16 protein-coding genes and 1 tRNA gene are annotated in these 13,014 nt (G+C 51.9%); 2 read left to right on the top strand and 15 right to left on the bottom strand.

Annotated features, from left to right (window positions below; genetic code table 11):
* Window positions 1-92 precede the first annotated feature (92 nt).
* The 14 genes from JWZ98_RS02020 to moaB form a co-directional block, all read right to left on the bottom strand.
* The gene (locus JWZ98_RS02020) at window positions 93-344 is read right to left on the bottom strand and encodes a J domain-containing protein (protein ID WP_165786248.1); all 252 of its coding nucleotides are present in this window, start codon (window positions 342-344) and stop codon (window positions 93-95) included.
* A gap of 303 nt (window positions 345-647) precedes the next feature.
* Entirely contained in the window at window positions 648-998 is a 351-nt protein-coding gene (locus tag JWZ98_RS02015) for a DUF805 domain-containing protein (protein WP_240348178.1), read from the bottom strand.
* Between the two features lie 467 nt (window positions 999-1,465).
* Entirely contained in the window at window positions 1,466-1,651 is a 186-nt protein-coding gene (locus tag JWZ98_RS02010) for a hypothetical protein (protein WP_133120630.1), read from the bottom strand.
* Window positions 1,652-1,803: 152 nt separating this feature from the next.
* Window positions 1,804-2,928, bottom strand: coding sequence for a fatty acid desaturase (locus JWZ98_RS02005; protein WP_205452894.1), 1,125 nt, complete (start codon window positions 2,926-2,928; stop codon window positions 1,804-1,806).
* 263 nt (window positions 2,929-3,191) lie between these two features.
* A tRNA-Thr gene (locus tag JWZ98_RS02000) sits at window positions 3,192-3,267 on the bottom strand.
* Between the two features lie 10 nt (window positions 3,268-3,277).
* Window positions 3,278-3,664: a phosphoribosyl-AMP cyclohydrolase gene (gene hisI / locus JWZ98_RS01995; protein WP_205452892.1), complete on the bottom strand. Its 387-nt coding sequence runs from the start codon at window positions 3,662-3,664 to the stop codon at window positions 3,278-3,280.
* Window positions 3,661-4,434, bottom strand: a complete 774-nt coding sequence (hisF, locus tag JWZ98_RS01990) for an imidazole glycerol phosphate synthase subunit HisF (RefSeq protein ID WP_205452890.1) — start codon at window positions 4,432-4,434, stop codon at window positions 3,661-3,663. Before hisF ends, hisI begins: the two co-directional genes overlap by 4 nt.
* A 24-nt stretch (window positions 4,435-4,458) precedes the next feature.
* On the bottom strand, window positions 4,459-5,205 hold the full coding sequence (hisA, locus tag JWZ98_RS01985) for a 1-(5-phosphoribosyl)-5-[(5-phosphoribosylamino)methylideneamino]imidazole-4-carboxamide isomerase (RefSeq protein WP_026147134.1): 747 nt from the start codon (window positions 5,203-5,205) through the stop codon (window positions 4,459-4,461).
* Window positions 5,206-5,273: 68 nt separating this feature from the next.
* The gene (gene hisH, locus JWZ98_RS01980) at window positions 5,274-5,915 is read right to left on the bottom strand and encodes an imidazole glycerol phosphate synthase subunit HisH (RefSeq protein ID WP_205452888.1); all 642 of its coding nucleotides are present in this window, start codon (window positions 5,913-5,915) and stop codon (window positions 5,274-5,276) included.
* A gap of 47 nt (window positions 5,916-5,962) precedes the next feature.
* The gene (gene hisB, locus JWZ98_RS01975; RefSeq protein ID WP_033158582.1) at window positions 5,963-6,556 is read right to left on the bottom strand and encodes an imidazoleglycerol-phosphate dehydratase HisB; all 594 of its coding nucleotides are present in this window, start codon (window positions 6,554-6,556) and stop codon (window positions 5,963-5,965) included.
* Window positions 6,557-6,605: 49 nt separating this feature from the next.
* A complete protein-coding gene (pepN, locus tag JWZ98_RS01970; RefSeq protein ID WP_205454374.1) occupies window positions 6,606-9,248 on the bottom strand; it encodes an aminopeptidase N in 2,643 nt (880 codons plus the stop codon).
* Window positions 9,249-9,251: 3 nt separating this feature from the next.
* Complete coding sequence (locus JWZ98_RS01965; RefSeq protein ID WP_205452886.1) at window positions 9,252-9,800, bottom strand: phosphate-starvation-inducible PsiE family protein; 549 nt, start codon at window positions 9,798-9,800, stop codon at window positions 9,252-9,254.
* Window positions 9,801-10,172: a DUF423 domain-containing protein gene (locus JWZ98_RS01960; protein ID WP_205454373.1), complete on the bottom strand. Its 372-nt coding sequence runs from the start codon at window positions 10,170-10,172 to the stop codon at window positions 9,801-9,803.
* Window positions 10,172-10,693 (bottom strand): molybdenum cofactor biosynthesis protein B, encoded by a 522-nt coding sequence (moaB, locus tag JWZ98_RS01955; protein WP_205452885.1) that lies wholly within the window; start codon window positions 10,691-10,693, stop codon window positions 10,172-10,174. The genes JWZ98_RS01960 and moaB overlap by 1 nt, the downstream gene beginning before the upstream one ends.
* Before the next feature lie 154 nt (window positions 10,694-10,847).
* On the opposite strand from moaB, the gene JWZ98_RS01950 reads away from it, so the two are divergent.
* Together JWZ98_RS01950 and JWZ98_RS01945 are read left to right on the top strand one after the other, a co-directional pair.
* Complete coding sequence (locus JWZ98_RS01950) at window positions 10,848-11,933, top strand: AI-2E family transporter (RefSeq protein ID WP_205452884.1); 1,086 nt, start codon at window positions 10,848-10,850, stop codon at window positions 11,931-11,933.
* A 125-nt stretch (window positions 11,934-12,058) separates the two neighbouring features.
* Window positions 12,059-12,424, top strand: coding sequence for a Rieske 2Fe-2S domain-containing protein (locus JWZ98_RS01945; RefSeq protein WP_205452881.1), 366 nt, complete (start codon window positions 12,059-12,061; stop codon window positions 12,422-12,424).
* A gap of 76 nt (window positions 12,425-12,500) precedes the next feature.
* On the opposite strand, the gene JWZ98_RS01940 is transcribed toward JWZ98_RS01945, so the two are convergent.
* Window positions 12,501-12,968 carry a CBS domain-containing protein gene (locus tag JWZ98_RS01940; protein ID WP_205452879.1) on the bottom strand — a complete coding sequence of 156 codons (468 nt, stop codon included), beginning with the start codon at window positions 12,966-12,968 and terminating at the stop codon, window positions 12,501-12,503.
* Window positions 12,969-13,014: the final 46 nt, after the last annotated feature.

The raw sequence follows: 13,014 nt of genomic DNA, 5'->3' as shown, positions 1-13,014 counted from the left end.
TGATGCTTACACGCCAATGTTAAAAACCGATGGCCGGTTAAAATCGTTTAGCTTTTGTCAGCGCCAATCATCCTAAAACCAACTTGGCGATGTCACACCATGCCCTGCTCTTGCAGCATGGCGTAGGCGGCGTTGATTTGTCGGGTTTCTTCCTCGGCGAGTTGTTTGATTTTTTCGCCAAACACGCCGACTCGGTCCGGGTGGTATTCGGAAATTTTCTTTTTGTACGCCGCTTTGATGTCTATCGGTATGGCATCAGCAGTTAGACCAAGAATTAAATAACAATCCGCTAACGATTTGATGTGTTGACCCTCTTCAGGCAGTTTTATTTCGGTTATATACACATTCCGATGCTCATCGGTATCCAGTTTGAACTGAGCTTGACAGCGTCGGCATCGCGCTTTGTTACCCTCGATGGGCAACGTAAATTTAATGCGTTGCGCACAGGATGGACAGGAAATTGTCCTTACGTTCGCAGGCGTTCTAAGGGTGGGCTGTTTCTGATTTTGATTTTTTCGTCGAATTTTTCTGGCATTTAAGACCAGCAGCCCGACCAGAATAATGTTTAATATTAGCGATGCGAGCAACGCAATAGTGGTTATCATCCCGGCTAATTGACTGATCGACGAAGTTTAAAATGAAGGGGGTTAAACAGGCGGAGCCCCGTACTCGTTTGCACGGTCATCGCCTTTTGACACCATCCAGATGAAATACGGAATGATGCCGATGATGGTCAGAATAATCAGATACCACCAGCCGCTATGCCCGGTATCGTGTAATCGGCGGATATTAACGGCCAGCGAAGGAAATAGAATAACCAAGTTGGTGATCGCCGTGACGGTAGCCGGCTCGCCGTAGGACGATTGATCAATGACTCCCGCCATCATCGATACCAATAGCGTGAACAGCGCAAACCACCAGTATTCAGCGCGTGATGCTCTACCTGTAAAAACAAATGCCTTTGCAAAACAGCCGGACACCGATTCGGTAAACGTCATATTCCGTCCGTTAGCCACTGGCCCGCGATAGCCGTTATTCACTTGCATGGCTGCGCCACACTCAAGGCAGAAATTTGCATTGTCCGGGTTTTGTTTTCCACAGTTTGGGCAGTACATTTTGCGCTCCGACAGACTCTTTAAGTGACGATATTACTGCGATATGGAAAAATGTGTAGTCCGTGCGCACATTTTTATGCCGTTTCGTTAGTCGCCTTGACGATAGAGATGCAACGCTTTACGAACCTGACCAGCCACCGTGCTTACACTGTACGCCAGTAACTAAACCAATCCCGGCAAATAGCGAACGCACCCTCTCGCCAAGTTTATCGCTGCTTTCAACGACACGGCAGGTCCAGAAAAATCAGGTGGAACCTTGCCTGAATGCGTTTACACAAAACCGCTGGCAGTCCTCCGCGAAAAGGCGGCGTAACACGACTAAACCGCGTTGCACGGTTTACCCGGGTTAACTATTTATTCTGCTCGTCCGCCGCATCGTTGTTGTCTTTCGGCGCGGCATCGACAACGCGCTTTTTCGGCTTCTTAATAGCGGTCTGCTGATTGATCCGTTCAAGCTGGGCTAGAAAGTACGAGTCGTAATTCCAGTTTGGTTTTGCTGCGATGGGTTCGGGCTTGATATCTCTGATGTCGCTCATAGTATTTTCGTTGATTACACTCGTTTGTGGGCAGATTAACTGCATTGACATAAATTAGCGCGCATCGCCAGTCACCCAGAATCGCATAGGCTCTTCGCCTAAAACATAAAGTTTGATTCAGTGGGTTATTTAAACAACTCGCGCTGGACGTATTAAACAGTCGCCGGCTTCAGCATTGAGGTTTTGCCTACCATAATATCCGCGGCTTTCAGCATGCGTTTAAATACCGATTCCTGGCAGTAAGGAATATTATGTTTTTCGCACAGCGCTTTCACTTGCGGCTGCAATTTTTGGTATTGGCTTAGCGGCAAATCCGGCCATAAATGGTGCTCAATTTGATAATTCAACCAACCGTAGAAAAAATCATTGAAATTAGACCCGGTTGGATAATTGACCGAACCCAAAATCTGCCGCAGATAAAACTCGCCTTTACTATGCGATTTTTCATCGAACATCATCACGTCATCGCCGGCATGATTGGGGATCATCACCAAAAAGCTATGCATATTGGTGAAAATTTCCGCCAGAATCGAATTGATCAATACGCTGACAGCGGCAACCCCGCCCAGCGGTAAGAATAGCAGCGGTATTAATACAAAACGATACGCGCTATAAGGCAATACGCTTTGCAGCCATAGCGCCTTACCTTGCGGGGTAAACAAGCTCCAGGCACCAATACGTGTGGTCTCGGGCTTGGGTTTACCTTGCAGGCGGGCGGCGTTTAAAACCAATTCTTTGTGCGTGCGCGGCGTGTAATAAATAATTTTCCAGATACCGGAAAACAACGCCACGATGGCATAGCGTTGCCACATCGGCAGTTTGGATTGCCGCAGCCATTCCATATTGTGCTGGGCATTGTTGGGATCGGTCTCCTCACCCAGGTTGTAATGATGCAATAAATCGTGTTCGTGATGCCAGCCGGCCGGGGTCATCCAATCCGGCCAATCCAAAAACCGCCGCCAGCCCGTTGCAAACTTCTTGCTGGTGTAGTTTTTGTCCACGTCCCGCATTTTATCGAAGGCTTTATGCACGATGGGATGACCTACCCCGGTCCAGCGGGAAAAACTGCCCTGACTGATCAACAACGCGGAAATCGGGTTGGGAAAAATCCAGGCGGTCGCGTAACCCACGAGAGAGCAAACCTTGCCCCAACGTTCGACTTTTTTTAAATGTTCGAAATCGGCAGGACCAATATCGGCTAACGCTTGTTTATGAATTTGGCTGATGTCTTTGGCTAATTGTTCGCGATCAACCGACTGGTAACTATTTAAACTCAAAATGTGTTGTCTCTGTAAAGTGCAAGGAAAGGATTTGAATACCTTCGGATAAAAAGTCAGGATTTAAAGCGTCCGGACGGCGCTTAAAATTAGCGGTTGCGGCCTATAGGGTCGGGACTAACCAAAACTGGCCGGCCAAAACGGTATAAGTCTATAGACCATCCGCATCTTTGCACGCGCTATCAAACTCCCCGACATCCCGCGCGCGAGTATAACGAAGCAACTTTTGCAAATGTCTAAAAAGGATAGAGTGTTGATTTAAATGGTGCCGGCAATAGGAATCGAACCTACGACCTTCGCGTTACGAGTGCGCTGCTCTACCTGCTGAGCTATGCCGGCGTGTGATTGTCTATTTGTAGATGGCTTTGGGGTCTTTCAGTACCGGCTCGGTGGCTTGCCATGCACCATCTTTCAGGCTGCGGTAAAAACAGCTTTCCCGACCGGTGTGGCAGGCGATGCCGCCTTCCTGTTCAATTTTAAGCAATATTACATCAGCATCGCAATCCAATTGCATATCGATGACTTTTTGCCTATGCCCGGACTCCTCGCCCTTGCGCCACAAACGGTTGCGGGAGCGGGACCAATATACCGCATAACCTTCGGCGACCGTTAAGACCAGCGATTCACGGTTCATCCAGGCAAACATCACCACCCGGCCGCTATCCTGCAGTTGAGCGATGACCGGCACCAAGCCGTCTTCGGTCCACTGGATTTCGTCCAGCCAGGCAACTTTCATAAACGCACCTCTATGCCTCTGGATTGCATATGTTTCTTGGCCTGCTCTATCGTGTATTCGGCAAAATGGAATATGCTGGCGGCCAAGACCGCATCGGCTTTACCTTGGGTAATGCCGTCGGCTAGATGGTCCAGATTGCCGACACCGCCGGAAGCGATGACCGGAATGCTGACCGCTTCGCTGATGGCGCGGGTCAAAGCCAAGTCAAAGCCGGATTTGGTGCCGTCGCGGTCCATGCTGGTCAAAAGAATTTCACCCGCGCCGTAGTCTTTCATTCTGACGGCCCATTCGACGGCATTGATACCGGTCGGTTTACGGCCGCCGTGGGTAAAGATCTCCCAGCGGTTTTCCTCGCCTTCCTGACTGACTTTTTTAGCGTCGATAGCCACCACAATACATTGCGAACCAAACTTTTCAGCCGCTTCCTTAACAAACTCCGGGCGAAATACCGCAGCGCTGTTGATGCCCACTTTGTCCGCGCCGGCGTTGAGCATGCGGCGGATGTCTTCCAACACCCGGATGCCGCCGCCGACAGTCAGCGGAATGAATACTTCGCTGGCCACTTGTTCGACCACATGTACGATGGTGTCGCGGTTGTCGTGGGTCGCGGTGATGTCCAGGAAGGTGATCTCGTCGGCACCCTCTCGGTCGTAGCGACGGGCGATTTCCACCGGGTCACCGGCATCGCGAATATCGACGAACTTCACGCCTTTGACGACGCGGCCGTTATCGACATCCAGGCAGGGAATAATACGTTTGGCTAGGCTCATGGTTTACGATTTAGCAGCATTAGCTCAGACATCTGCTCCACCGAAAGACTCGGCGAGCTTTTCGCCTTCGGCAAAATCCAGCGTCCCTTCGTAAATAGCCCGACCGGTGATGGCACCCATGATGCCTTCGTGGGCCACCTCGCCCAGCGCACGAATGTCGTCCAAATTAGTGATACCGCCGGAGGCGATGACCGGAATGTGCACCGAGCGCGCCAATTTTGCAGTGGCTTCGACATTGACGCCCTGCATCATGCCGTCGCGGGAAATATCAGTGTAGATAATGGCGGCAACGCCGTTGGACTCAAATTTTTGTGCTAGATCGATGACATCGTGGCGGGACAGTTTCGACCAGCCGTCGATTGCTACTTTGCCGTCTCTGGCATCCAGACCGATGATGATATGGCCGGGAAACTCAATCGACACGTCGCGCACGAAATGCGGTTCGCTGACGGCCTTGGTGCCGATAATCACATATTGCACACCGGCTTCCAGATACGCCTGGATGGTGTCTTCATCTCGGATACCGCCGCCGATTTGCACCGGCACATCGGGATAAGCCTGGACGATGGCGTTAATAACCTGGGCATTTTTCGGTTTACCAGCGAAGGCGCCGTCCAGATCGACCAGATGCAATCTCTTCGCCCCTGCTTCAACCCAGCGCCCGGCCACAGCCACCGGATCGTCCGAGAATACGGTATCGTCTTCCATACGACCCTGGCGCAAACGGACACATTTTCCTTCCTTCAAGTCAATTGCGGGTATCAGCAACATATTTAAATCTCGACAGTTAAAACACTAAATCTAAAGGTTAGTAAAGCCAACATCTAAGGGTTGGGGAGTTACGCGGTCCCATCCCAAGCCAGGAAGTTTTGCAATAGCTGCAATCCTACAGTCTGGCTTTTTTCGGGATGAAATTGCACGGCAAACATATTCTCTTTTGCCAGTGCGCAGGTAAAGGCTTGCGGATAATCGGCCGTTGCGGCGCTGTGGCGCGAATCGTCCGGCGCCGCATAATAGCTGTGTACGAAATAAAAGCGACTATGATCCGGAATGTCGCGCCAAAGCGGATGCGGATGTTGTTTGACCTGATTCCAGCCCATGTGCGGAATTTTCAGCACATTGCCATCGGCATCCAGCATGTGGTCAGCAAAACGGCGCGCATGGCCAGGAAATAAGTTCAGACAGGCGATGCCGTCGTTTTCCTCGCTGTCGGTCAGCAAGGCCTGCATACCCAGGCAGATGCCCAGAAAAGGCTTGCTTTGCGCTACTTCACGGATCACATCCGCCAAACCACTCTCGTTCAAGGCTTGCATACAATCACGTATCGCGCCGACCCCCGGAAACACCACGCGATCCGCCGAGCGAATCACTGCGGCATCAGCCGTTATTTGTACGTTTACCCGGCTATCGGCATGTTGAAGCGCTTTGGCAATGGAATGCAGATTTCCCATTCCGTAATCGATAACGGCTACTGATGACATAAAACTAGAGATACAAGGTCGGGGTTTCTAGGCGAAAAATGGGGGAATTATAGACTGCCTTTAGTGGAAGGCATGATACCGGCCATCCGCTCGTCATGGCTGATTGCCATCCGCACGGCCCGGCCGAATGCCTTGAATACGGTTTCGGCAATATGATGCGCATTGCCGCCCTTGATATTATCGATATGCAAGGTCACGCCGGCATGATTCACAAAACCTTGAAAAAACTCTTTAAACAAATCCACGTCGAAATTACCGATGAACGCGCGTTTGAATTCCACTTGATAGAACAAGCCCGGACGGCCGGAGAAATCCACCACCACCCGCGATAACGATTCATCCAACGGGCAATAAGCGTGGCCGTAACGGTAAATGCCTTTTTTATCGCCCAGCGCTTTGGCAAAGGCTTGACCGAGCGTAATGCCGATGTCTTCCACGCTGTGATGGGCATCAATGTGCAGGTCGCCGTGCGAGACAACCTCTATGTCTATCAAGCCGTGCCGGGCTATCTGATCCAGCATGTGGTCCAAAAACGGCAAACCGGTGGTAAACGAAGCCGAGCCGTTACCGTCGAGATTAATGGAAACTTTGATCTGGGTTTCGAGCGTATTGCGCTCAACCTGGGCGGTGCGTGGGTTCATGCTTGATGCGGATGGCTTATTTCGGCGCTAGTTTACGTGATTGTGACAACTACGCCAAACTCTTGCTGGCGATCTCATAGACATCCTTGGACAGATGCTCGGTAGCGACGATACGCTGTAATTGCTGTTTCATCAAGCCCTGCCGGGCTGCATCATAACGCCGCCATTGCGCCAGCCCGGTGACCATCCGCGAGGCGATTTGCGGATTGAGGGTATTCAGCGCCAACACTTGGTCGGCCAGGAAGCGGTAGCCCTCGCCGTTTATGGCATGGAAATGCAGTGGATTGGCCTGGCTGAAGGCACCAATCAATGAGCGCACGCGGTTGGGCGTTTTCATATCGAAAGCCGGATGCTTCATCAAGGCCTGCACAGTAGCAAAGGTATTGGGCATGCTGCTTGTGGCTTGCAAGGTAAACCATTTGTCTATCACCAGCGCTTCCTGCCGCCATTGCACGTAAAAACTATCCAGACTTCTGGCCTTGGCCGGATGGTTACTGTTGACGATGACCGACAACGCCGCCAACTGATCGGTCATATTCCGGGCGCTATAAAACTGCTGCTCGGCGATATGATAAACATCCTGATTTTCCAGCTTGCTCAAATAGCTCAAGCAGGCATTTTTCAAGCGCCGCCGCCCGACCGCACCGGCATCGAAACTACCGGATTCGTCGCGGTGATGTTGCTGGTACAACTGCTTAAACTCGGCTTGCAATTGGTCTGCCAAGGTCTTTTTGACAAACTCGCGGGCTTGATGGATAGCTTCAACATCAATAACAGCCATTTGCCCGGATAAATAACTTTCTTCCGGCAGCGCCAGCAACAACGCTTGATAAGACAAATCACCGCCGCTATCGGTCAACACGCTGCGATAGGCATCGACGATAACCGGCTCCAGTTGCAAAGGCCGGCCCAATTCTATCGCATCGATCAGCTTGAAAATTACCTGCACGGCCAGTTGCTGTCCCGCTTCCCAGCGGTTAAATGTATCGCTGTCGTGCCGCAGCAAAAACGCCAATTCTTCCAGGCTACGCTCAATCTTCAAGGTAACAGGCGCGGAAAAACCTCTTAATAGTGACACGACCGGCTGCTGAGATAACTTATCAAAGCTAAAAGTTTGCTCCGCTTCCGTAACATTTAAGGTAATTTCCGCCTGACTGGAACCGTTGTAATGAATCTGCGCAGCCGAACCGTCGGCAGCCAGCAAACCCAGTTTTACCGGGATATGTAGCGGCGCTTTCACCGGTTGATTAGGCGTAGGCGGACAATTTTGTTGAATGGTCAAATGCAGTTGTTGAGATTCGGAATCGTATTGCTGGCTCACCGTCAACACCGGCGTACCGGCTTGCGAATACCAAAGTCTGAACTGCTTCAACTCCACGCCATTGGCGTCTTCCAAAGCCTTGACGAAATCCTCGCAAGTCACCGCCTGGCCGTCGTGGCGCTGGAAATATAAATCACAGCCCTTCCTGAAACCAGCCGCGCCCAGCAAGGTGTGCAGCATCCGCACTACTTCCGCACCTTTTTCATAGACGGTTAGCGTGTAGAAATTGTTGATTTCGATATAGGCTTCCGGACGAATCGGATGCGCCAACGGGCCGGCATCTTCGGCAAACTGCCGGGTGCGCAAAGCGTTGACGTCTTCGATGCGTTTTACCGCCGGCGACGTGCGGTCGCCGCTGAATTGCTGGTCGCGGAACACAGTAAAGCCTTCTTTCAAACTTAACTGAAACCAGTCGCGGCAAGTAACGCGGTTACCGGACCAGTTATGGAAATACTCGTGACCGATCACGCCTTCGATGTGCTCGTAATCGCTGTCGGTGGCGGTGTCGGGCCGGGCCAGCACGAATTTGGTGTTGAATACGTTCAAGCCTTTGTTTTCCATCGCGCCCATATTGAAATGGTCGACCGCAACGATCATGTACAAATCCAGGTCGTATTCCAAACCGTAAGTTTCTTCATCCCAACGCATGGCGTTTTTTAAAGACTGCATGGCGTGGTCGCATTTGTCGACATTGTGCTGCTCGACGAATATTTCCAACGCGATCCGCCGACCGGTCATGGTGATGAACTCGTCGGCCACGCATTCCAGTTGCCCGGCCACCAGGGCAAACAAATAACAAGGCTTGGCGAAGGGATCTTCCCAACTCACCCAATGCCGGTTGTTTTCCAAATCACCCTGCCCGACCTTATTGCCGTTGGACAGCAAGACCGGATATTTGCTCTTATCGCCAGTCAAGGTGGTTTTAAAACGGCTCATCACATCCGGCCGGTCCAAAAACCAGGTGATTTTCCGAAAGCCCTGTGCCTCGCACTGCGTGCAAAGCATGCTGCTGGATAAATACAAACCTTCCAGCGCGGTATTGGCTTGCGGATTGATGACATTTTCGATGACGATTTGAAACGGCCTATCCTGCGGCACTTCATGCACGACCAAGGCTTCCTCGCCCAGCAAATACTGGCTCTGTTCCAGTGCCTGGCCGTCTATCGCGATACTCACCAACTGCAATTCCTCGCCGAGCAAGGTCAATGCGGCACTGCTGTCCTGGCTTTGGGGATTGCGGCGCAGACTCAAGGTTGAGTGGACCTGCGTGTGTTGCTCGTCCAAATCGAAATTCAGTTCAATCTGCTCGATCAGATACTCGGGCGGGGTATAGTCTTTCAGGAAAACCGTTTGCGGGCTTGCATCGCGCATCATTTATCGCTCGTCTTGTTTGACAGGTTGTGGCGGTTTATAAGAAATCAGCCAGTAAGTAAGGCCCAGCGCCACGATGACCGCAGCGATAGCCGTAATATAAGCCGGATCCAAATCCTTGAAATCCAGCATGATGACTTTTCGGGCCACGGCCATCAAGGCAGTGGCTATGACCATTTTAATCGGTAGCGTGTCGTGCTTGATGTACAGCGTGATGTTGATAAATATCTCTATCGCGATCAACACGGCCATGAATGAACCAAAGATCACCAGTATGTCGGAGACCGTCAGCATCAAAAACGGTGCCGCGACCACCCGTTGGTACATCACGTAGCCCACGTCAGCCACGCCCCACAAGATAACCAACACCATCAGCACCGCCAATATTCTGACCGCGAAATGAATGACCGCGTGTAGGACTTTGAGCATGGCATCTTCCGGAATCGGCGGTACTTTTACTTCGTGGCCTTCCTCGCGCAAATTGCGGTTAGCGCTGGGCCGGGAAGATGCCGGTGGCGGCATGGAAGGTCGAACGGGCGGTTTAGTGTCCATCTACAACTCCTGGTTTTTCTGCCAAGCCACATAAGCCAATAAGGCCCATGCCGCTAAAAAAGCCAGGCCGCCCAACGGCGTGATCATACCCAGCCAACCGATATTCAATATCGCCAGTAAGTATAGACTGCCGGAAAACAGCACGACGCCCGCCACCAAACACCAGCCGGCCATTCGCAATAATTTATGTTCCGGTAACACTGCGATCAAAGCGAGAACCAACACGTGCCACATCTGGTAGCTTACCGCGGTTTTATAAACTTCCAGCAGATGCTCGGATAATAAATGCTTCAAGCCGTGCGCGCCGAACGCGCCCATCGCCACGCCTATAAATCCGCCGACGGCGGCCAGAAACAAAAAAGGCGGACGCATCATTTCTCCAGCAGGCGCGGCATCAGTTGCACCAGATTACACGGCCGGGTGCGGTAATCCAATTGTTCCTTGATTAAGGACTCCCAGGCAGTCCGGCAAGCACCGGACGAACCCGGCACGCAGAAAATATAAGTGGCGTTGGCCACGCCGGCTATAGCCCGCGACTGCATCGTCGAACTTTTGATGTCCTGGTAGGAAATCATCCGAAACACTTCGCCAAAGCCATCCAACACTTTATCCAACAGCGGCTGAATCGCTTCCGGCGTACCGTCGCGGCCAGTCACGCCGGTGCCACCGGTGGTAATAACCGCATTGACTTGCGGATCGGCGATCCATTGACTGACCGCGGCGCGGATTTGGTAAATATCATCGGGAACGATTTTTTTGTCGATCAAGTTATGCCCCGCATCGGTTAAACCGGTGACCAAGGTTTGCCCGGATACGTCGTCCAGTTCGGTACGAGTATCGGAGACCGTCAACACGGCGATATTAATCGGAATAAACTCTCGGGCTTGGCTCACGGTAAGGCTCCAGATAAAGGCTACCGCATTCTATGTAAAGCGCCGCCGGACAAGCAAGCATTGTTTAATTCGCCGGCTGTCATACCGGCTTAACCGATAATGCCGTAAACTCCGGATATTCATTCCAATTCAGTTAGCTGCCGCCTACTCGATCATGCCTATCCAGATTTCCCGTTACGAAAAAATCGCCAGTCTGGCAGCCTTGTGCCTGCTGCTGTTTGCCTGTTATCAGGTATTAAAACCGTTTATTTTCGATTTGTTGTGGGCGGCGATTCTGTGTTTTGTCACCTGGCCGCTGTATTTGCGTTTGCGCGATTGGAAGCTGACCGCCAACTGGGCCGCCACCGCCATGGTCCTGCCGATAGGCATATTACTGCTGACGCCGTTCGTCGCCGCCACGCTGACATTTACTGAAGACATAAACCACTTGCTGCAGTGGCTTAATCAAAGCCGGCATGTGTGGCCGGAGCCTCCGGCTTGGTTGCAATCGTTGCCGGTAGTCGGCGACAACGCTGTTGCCGCCTGGCAAAGTGTCGGCGAAGACTCCAGCCGCCTCGTCAATCTGGCCCGGCAATATGCGCTGGGCGCCAGTAGCTGGTTGCTGCAACAAGGCATTGGCTTGGCCGGCGAACTGATGCATATGGGCCTGGCTATTTTGGTGCTATTTTTTTTCTATCGCGACGGCGAACACGTTGCTCAGCATGTCGTGATTGGCGTCGAACGCTTGGCCGGCGAGCGTACCCAACGCATCCTGCATATCGTGCGTTCCAGTCTGCGCGCAGTGGTATACGGCATCCTCGGCACCGCGCTGGTACAAGCACTGGCTTCTATCCTGGGTTTTGTGATTGCCGGCGTGCCTTACGCCTTTGTGCTAGGCGTCATCGCGTTCTTTTTGATGATCATTCCAGCGGCCGGCACGGTGATCTGGCTGCCGATTGCCTTGTGGCTGCTGGCAGAAGGCGAAACCGGCTGGGCGGTTTTTATCGCATTGTGGTTTTTGTTATTCGTCGGCACCATCGACAACTGGCTACGGCCGATTTTGATCAGCCGGGAAGTGGAATTGCCGTTCGTGTTGATCGTGTTCGGCATCTTCGGTGGGCTGTTAGCGTTTGGCTTTATCGGCGTATTTATCGGCCCGACCCTGCTGGCCACCAGCTATGCCTTGGTGCTGGACTGGCTGATTCGCAATGAACAGCAGGAGCTGGACCGCCAAGCGAACACTGAAGGTAAAGACTGCTAGTTATCCGCTGTCAGTTTGATTTGCCGAGTAACGCCGTCCGCTTGTTCAATTGCCGAAAATCCATCGAAAAAATACAGCATTGTGGCCCAAGGTTTGCTGGCAATCGTGGGGGAGGATAAACAATCATGTCGGTGAAACACCCATTTGCCATCTGCCCTGCTCAACAAGTTCCCGAGCTAGGCAAATTTCCGTTTGAACTGCTCTATCGCGGCTCGCCACGCGCTGCGGTTCTGGTGCGTTTCCAAGGCGAGGTATACGCTTATCTGAACCAATGCGTCCACATGCCTAGGGCATTGGATTGTGAGAACAGCAACATTTTCGACGAATCGGGACGCTATTTGCAGTGTTCCATGCACAGCATTTGCTACGACCCGATCAGCGGCGAGTCTTTAAGCGAAATCTGCCTGGGCAAAAAACTGACCCCGCTGAAAGTTAAAGAACAAGACGACTGGATTTACTTAGTGGATAAAAGAGCCGCGATTACCGGTTGAGGCTTTGGCCCGGGGCGAAACAATAAGCATCGCCCCATTTACTTTCTGACGGTTTGCGCCGTAAACCCATCCGATCTTAGCCGTGCGCAGCACCTTCCTTGATCTGTTGTTCCAGCTTTTCGTGCGCGCGTTCCAACTTGGCAAACACTCTTAAAATATCGGTAGCGGACAATATGCCTACCAGTTTGTCTTTTTCCACCACCGGCAGCGCGCCGACGCGGTGTTCCGCCATCATCGCCGCCGCTTCCGAGGCAGGCGTTTCCGGGGTAACGGTATAAACGCCGCGATGCATGATATGCACGACTTTTTGCGTGACCACGTGCAATTGGGTGCTGTCTTTACAAGCTTCCACCGCATTGGAATTACTTTTGGGGCCCAGGGCTTTATATAAATCCCGGTCGGAAACGATACCGACCAATTTGCCTTTTTCAACCACAGGCAAGTGGCGGATTTTCTCGTAATGAATCAAAAAGAACACGCGATCGATCAGATCGTGCGGTTCTACGGTAAATACCTTGGTGGTCATTAACTCTGCTACGCGCATGCTGTTTCTCCCATAAAAATGTCTATATAAAAGTAAGTAAATTCTG

This window comes from Methylomonas sp. EFPC1 (genome assembly GCF_016925515.1).
GTDB classification, from domain to species: Bacteria; Pseudomonadota; Gammaproteobacteria; order Methylococcales; family Methylomonadaceae; genus Methylomonas; species Methylomonas defluvii.
The sequence above is the reverse complement of the archived record's forward strand: the minus strand, read 5'-3'. Positions and strand labels throughout refer to the sequence as shown.

Coding starts and splice junctions, on each gene's coding strand:
- hisI (WP_205452892.1), bottom strand. CDS start 3,664: ATGAAAGTTGCCTGGCTGGACGAAATCCAGTGGACCGAAGACGGCTTG.
- JWZ98_RS01940 (WP_205452879.1), bottom strand. CDS start 12,968: ATGCGCGTAGCAGAGTTAATGACCACCAAGGTATTTACCGTAGAACCG.
- hisB (WP_033158582.1), bottom strand. CDS start 6,556: ATGAACCCACGCACCGCCCAGGTTGAGCGCAATACGCTCGAAACCCAG.
- JWZ98_RS01960 (WP_205454373.1), bottom strand. CDS start 10,172: ATGCGTCCGCCTTTTTTGTTTCTGGCCGCCGTCGGCGGATTTATAGGC.
- JWZ98_RS01950 (WP_205452884.1), top strand. CDS start 10,848: ATGCCTATCCAGATTTCCCGTTACGAAAAAATCGCCAGTCTGGCAGCC.
- hisH (WP_205452888.1), bottom strand. CDS start 5,915: ATGTCATCAGTAGCCGTTATCGATTACGGAATGGGAAATCTGCATTCC.
- JWZ98_RS01945 (WP_205452881.1), top strand. CDS start 12,059: ATGTCGGTGAAACACCCATTTGCCATCTGCCCTGCTCAACAAGTTCCC.
- JWZ98_RS02015 (WP_240348178.1), bottom strand. CDS start 998: ATGACGTTTACCGAATCGGTGTCCGGCTGTTTTGCAAAGGCATTTGTT.
- JWZ98_RS02010 (WP_133120630.1), bottom strand. CDS start 1,651: ATGAGCGACATCAGAGATATCAAGCCCGAACCCATCGCAGCAAAACCA.
- hisF (WP_205452890.1), bottom strand. CDS start 4,434: ATGAGCCTAGCCAAACGTATTATTCCCTGCCTGGATGTCGATAACGGC.
- hisA (WP_026147134.1), bottom strand. CDS start 5,205: ATGTTGCTGATACCCGCAATTGACTTGAAGGAAGGAAAATGTGTCCGT.
- pepN (WP_205454374.1), bottom strand. CDS start 9,248: ATGCGCGATGCAAGCCCGCAAACGGTTTTCCTGAAAGACTATACCCCG.
- JWZ98_RS01965 (WP_205452886.1), bottom strand. CDS start 9,800: ATGGACACTAAACCGCCCGTTCGACCTTCCATGCCGCCACCGGCATCT.